This is a genomic window from Alkalibacterium sp. (assembly GCF_046484155.1).
Taxonomy (GTDB): Bacteria; Bacillota; Bacilli; order Lactobacillales; family Carnobacteriaceae_A; genus Alkalibacterium.
Genome location: NZ_JAWOBT010000066.1, coordinates 1 through 5,310, shown reverse-complemented (window position 1 = coordinate 5,310; position 5,310 = coordinate 1). Strand labels below are relative to the sequence as shown.

The following is a 5,310-nucleotide window of genomic DNA, read 5'->3' as shown; positions in this document are numbered from 1 at the left end:
ATCCAGACGGCACCCGAACTCCCCTAACGATGCCAAACCATCCAACAATCAAGAAATCAACGCTGAGAACCATCCTTACACAAGCAAGGATATCAAGGGATGAATTCTTGGATGCGTATTATAAATAATTTGTTGTAATTTTATTTCACCTTCACCGAACATGGCGCTGCACCAGAACTGAATTCCACTGCGCTTCATGCACTCTGGTGAGCTTAGCGTTGGGGTGCGACACGAAGTCGCACAGTTTGAGTGTACTCAGGTACTTACCTATAATACCCGGTATGTTCCTACCGGACCCTACTATAACGCTGGGCAAAATCAGGCCACCCATGCTAAGCTAAATCATACCACCAATATTCCGAAAAGGCGTTCTTTCTAATCCCCCGACCTTTGATTCCTCCCATGTTAATTGTATTTTCGAATTCAAGTATCTTGGAGGAGAAAATACAATGCCTTATGTGAGACCCCGGAAACGACCCTGTAGCATCTGCCGCAAGTGGTTTCTGCCTGATGTTCGGCAAGCTGGCAGACAAAAGACTTGCAGTCCTGAGTGCAGTAGAGAATTGCATCGAAGAAACTGTGCAGAATGGAACAAGAAGAATACAGCATATTTCAAGAGCAACTATTTAGATAAAAAACTCGAAGAGGACGGCAGATCCCCACCGGATTCAACTCAACCAGATGTTGAAGCAGATCCAGAGCCAGTACCCAAAAGCCGGATCAACCTGAACCTACCCCGAGACATCATTGAGAGTAAAATCGGCAGAGATAATTTGATTATGGCAGAATACGTGACCGAACAGATATTTAGCAGAATTCGGAACAATGCCGCCGCTTTTCCTGAAAAGTAATCCACTTCGGTTTTTAAGACGCATCATAGATATAACCCGTTGTTATGAAAGAAGATATGAACAAAGTAATCGAAACATGTTTTTAAGATTCATTACAGGCATAACCATATGTATATATTAAGGATATTGACGAAGTAATCCCAAACTGTTTTCAAGATGCAATAGACTTGGACATGCCAATGTTTGTATGGTTAGCCATCATGAACTATGACCAGAAAAATAGCGGCATAAGACAGGTAGAAATATCGAGTTTTGATTTGCGTTATGAACATTGCCGTTTGAAGTCAAAAGTTACGGAGAGGTCGCTTTTATCCTCCATATTGGATCATGGTATTCGAGATCCATTGCGGGGCGTGGAGACCAAGGATGGATGCCGGATTTTGCTCGATGGTTTTAAACGATACAGATGTGCGAAAAAGCTGAGTATTGGCATCGTGCCGTACCATTGTCTCGGTGAAGATGAGGCCTTTGGGATCATAACACTTTTGCGCATTGCAAATGCGAAAAGCCTCAGCATATTGGAACAGGCCCGATTGATTGACGAATTAAACACCATTCATAAGATGTCTGTTTCGCAGATAGCCGGTCTTCTGGAAAAGAGTAAAGGCTGGGTAGGTATGCGGGTTGGCATCATCGGACAAATGAGTCCAGCCATTATGGATAAGGTATTCAGTGGGCAATTTCCTGTCTATTCCTATATGTATACCATCCGGTCGTTCATACGTATGAACGGCATAAGCAAGCAAGATGTTGATGAGTTTGTAAGATCGGTTGCCGGAAAGGGCTTAAGCATTCGTGATATCGAAATACTGGCCAATGGGTATTTTAGAGGGGGGGAGGACATACGCCAGCAAATCAGAAACGGCAATATCACATGGGGATTAGCCTGCTTGAAACAGAGCTCTGTAAGAACAGCCTGCACACAAGTTGAACAGCGAATGCTCAAGGATCTTGAGATCACGCAAAAGTACATGCAACGGGTGATAAACAAAAGCAAAGATGACCGGTATAAAACCGCATCATTCAATGCCCAGGCCAACCTTTTGACAGGCGGCATTCTCAGGCAAATGAAACTATTTTCCAGATCAATAAAGGACCTTCATGATAAATCAGGACAAACGAGCAGCGATCTATCGTCTTCATACGGAAGGTATGGGAGTGCGTAAGATTGCACGAAGTTTACGTGTAAATCGGGGCACAGTCAGTGACATTATTAAGCAAAAGGGTGTCATGCCCGAATCGATGAGAAAGGATAAGATCGAGCTGGATCCGGATCTTGTCGCTAAGCTTTACAAAGATTGTGATGGCTGGGTTCAGCGGATGCATGAGATATTGACCGAGGAGAAGGGGATACAGATTGGTTATTCCACGTTAGCTTCGAAAATACGGGAACTTGAGCTTGGGACATCGAAAAACCAACGTAGCGGACAGGTTCCGGACAGCCCCGGTGAAGAGATGCAGCAAGACACCTCACCCTATCGGATTAAATTAGGTTGCAGATCCGTGCTGGTTCAGGCCAGTCTTCTGTATTATCGCTATTCAAAGATTCGTTATTTGAAATTCTACCGCTCATTTAATCGCTTTAAAATGAAGTGCTTTTTCCATGAAGCGCTGACCTTTTGGAACTATGCTGCAGGCATCTGTATCATTGATAATACCAACCTTGCCAGGCTTCATGGAACCGGTAAAAACGCCGTCATCGTCCCAGAGATGGAACAGTTTGCCAGACAATATGGGTTTGCCTTTGTCTGTCATGAAATAAGGCACTCAAACAGGAAGGCAGGCAATGAAAGGGGGTTTTTCACTGTTGTCACCAATTTTTTCGCCGGTCGTAAATTTGAGAATATGGAAGATCTGAACCGGCAGGCCTTTTCTTGGGCAACAGTCAGGTCGGCCAATAGACCGACGGGAAAGACCCGGCTGATCCCGGCAGCTGCCTTTGAATATGAGAAACCGTATCTTAATAAGCTGCCTGCTTATGTAGAGCCACCCTATCTTGTTCATGGAAGACGTACCGATCAGTACGGATATGCTTCCTTTGACGGAAATTTCTACTGGATACCGGGAACTAAACGATTTGACGTAAAGATCTTACAATACAGTAATTATCTGAGAATCTACTACAAACGAGAATTGCTTGGTGAGTATGAAATGTCACCTGAAGGGGTCAAGAACAAAAAGATCTATCCAAAAGGGAAATCCAAGCCGAAGCATCAACCAAAGTATCGTAAAAAGCCCACAGCGCAAGAAGAACGAACGCTAAGGGCTACATCGGAAGAAGTCAATGCCTATCTGAATTTTGCGACCAAAAAAGGTGGCCGGCAAAAGCACAGATTCATTCGAGAATTATATGGCTTGCACAAGAAGCTTGCCCCCTCGCTATTTATAAGGACAGTCAAACGGGCCTTAAAGTACCGTATCACAGACACAAAGACCATTGAACGGATCGCCATATTACTGATGAAAGAAGGCAACTATGATTTACCATCTGTTCAAATCGACCTGGAATATAGGGACAGAGAATCCTATCTTGATGGCCGTTTTGCAGGTGATGTGGACTTATCGGTTTACGACAAAATGATGGGGCAGAAGGATGAATGATGAACTGACAAAGATGCTTAAGTATCTGCGTCTTGGTGGCCTACTTGAAAACTGGGACACTTATCTTGACAGTGCCCGGAAGGGAAATTTCTCTCATGTTCGACTGCTTCAACATATTATTGAACAAGAATACAAAATCAAGAAAGACAATTCCAGGCAACTGAGGATCTTAAGGTCAAAGATCCCTGAAAAATACGTTATGGAAACCTACCCATTTAATAGACAACCGAAACTGAATAGAAAAAAGATTTTGGCCCTGTATGATTCATTTGACTATATGACCAAGAATCAAAATATCATCTGGATAGGACCCACTGGTGTCGGAAAAACCGGTCTTGCAACAGCCTTTCTTATGCATGCAATTGACCACGAATATAAAGGACGGTTCATTGCCTTCCCAGAGCTTACAGAGATCCTCTATAGATCAGTGGCGGATCATTCGGAAGAGAAAATCATGAAAACATTTCTTTCCTATGACTGTCTGCTTATTGATGAAGTCGGATATGTGGAGGTCGAACCGGTTCAGGTTGGATTGTTTTTTACCCTGATGCACAAAAGACATAAGAAGAAAAACACATTGATAACTTCTAACCTTGGCTTTAGTCAATGGACATCATTCTTGAGAAACGATCAGCTTACAGCGGCATTGATCGACCGTCTGACTGAAAACAGCCATGTTATCAATATGAAGAACTGTGTCAGTCTGCGACGCAAACTTGATCCGGCTGGTTGAAATGACAAAACGCCGCTTTACCAATCACGAACTGCATACGCTGCGCAATGACATTCCTATTGACGCATTGATTGATAAGGCACTTTGCATTCCTTCCCGGGTTGCGGAGGGTCATTTTCGTTTTCTTTGCCCCTTATGCCAAGAATTTAACACCGCCGTAAATCCTGAGACAAATCTGGCCAGATGCTTCCGTTGTGAGGAAAACTTCAATACCATAGACCTGGTGATGATAATCAGGAAGTTGGACTTTGTTGAAAGCGTCAGGTTCCTGCAAGACTATCATAAGAGTGCTTCTGTCAGTCGAAACGAGGACTACCGGGTGGCTACCACCGGCAGTGACACTCATGATGGCTCTCAGATGAAATGTGCTGACCTGTCAGAACATTCAAATAAAAACATGGTTCATATCGGCCATATTCTTGATCGTATAGTGCCCTCAAAATGTGAGAAAATCCCTTCCGTCTTCAATCGCCCTGCTCAACAGAATATGGCCAATTGTCGCATACTAAGACTGGAACAGAAAGTAGATCGTTTATCCCATCAAATCGAGAATATACTAAAAGCAATCCATATCGATAATCCTTCCCACCAGTGAGCACCTACTGTCTTATCAACGCTGATAGAACAGTGTCATCATTAAGCATCATCCTGCAAACAGTGCTAAGTAGCAGCCGGCGGGGTATCATTCATTAATGTCAGGGCGGGATAGGCTTCTCTCTGCGGGGTATCGCTGTTGGCCCTCGCGTGAATCAACGGCCTGATTTATCTCAGCATGGGTGGCATGATTTATCTCAGCGCTATAGATATAAGGAATCGCTTCGCTCTATCTTCTATAAAAGTGTGCATTTGTAATTGTCGTCAGTGGAAGTTTGTAATTGTCGTTGACAGACTGGATAATGAAAGGAGAAAAAATTCTACTTGACATCCACCAAGCTTAATGGTATATAACCTATTAATTATAATAGAAAAATCAGACTTTGTTACGTTTTACTGCTATAAACCACAACCACCCAAATTTGTTAGATATCGAACCAGTATCTCAGTAATCATTTCATTTTTTACACCAAACGGATAATAGCCGCACGGCACAATATATTGTATGATTACCGACTTTAAATTTGCGTC

General features: G+C 43.2%; 5 protein-coding genes. All 5 read left to right on the top strand.

All coding sequences use genetic code 11. The features are described 5' to 3' along the window. Nucleotides 1–563: 563 nt before the first annotated feature. The 5 genes from R6U02_RS05125 to R6U02_RS05105 all read left to right on the top strand — a co-directional run bounded on the left by R6U02_RS05125 (nt 564) and on the right by R6U02_RS05105 (nt 4,780). Complete coding sequence (locus R6U02_RS05125) at nt 564–851, top strand: hypothetical protein (protein WP_410262562.1); 288 nt, start codon at nt 564–566, stop codon at nt 849–851. Between the two features lie 434 nt (nt 852–1,285). Next, nucleotides 1,286–2,017, top strand: coding sequence for a hypothetical protein (locus R6U02_RS05120; RefSeq protein WP_410262561.1), 732 nt, complete (start codon nt 1,286–1,288; stop codon nt 2,015–2,017). After that, nucleotides 2,010–3,452, top strand: a complete 1,443-nt coding sequence (locus R6U02_RS05115; protein WP_410262560.1) for a hypothetical protein — start codon at nt 2,010–2,012, stop codon at nt 3,450–3,452. The genes R6U02_RS05120 and R6U02_RS05115 overlap by 8 nt, the downstream gene beginning before the upstream one ends. Further along, a complete protein-coding gene (locus R6U02_RS05110) occupies nt 3,445–4,185 on the top strand; it encodes an ATP-binding protein (RefSeq protein WP_410262559.1) in 741 nt (246 codons plus the stop codon). Before R6U02_RS05115 ends, R6U02_RS05110 begins: the two co-directional genes overlap by 8 nt. Nucleotide 4,186: 1 nt before the next feature. Next, nucleotides 4,187–4,780 carry a CHC2 zinc finger domain-containing protein gene (locus R6U02_RS05105; protein ID WP_410262558.1) on the top strand — a complete coding sequence of 198 codons (594 nt, stop codon included), beginning with the start codon at nt 4,187–4,189 and terminating at the stop codon, nt 4,778–4,780. The last annotated feature ends 530 nt before the right edge of the window (nt 4,781–5,310 follow it).

Bases quoted from the DNA above. Each gene is read 5' to 3' on its own strand.
- R6U02_RS05110 (WP_410262559.1), top strand. From the start codon at position 3,445: ATGAATGATGAACTGACAAAGATGCTTAAGTATCTGCGTCTTGGTGGC.
- R6U02_RS05105 (WP_410262558.1), top strand. From the start codon at position 4,187: ATGACAAAACGCCGCTTTACCAATCACGAACTGCATACGCTGCGCAAT.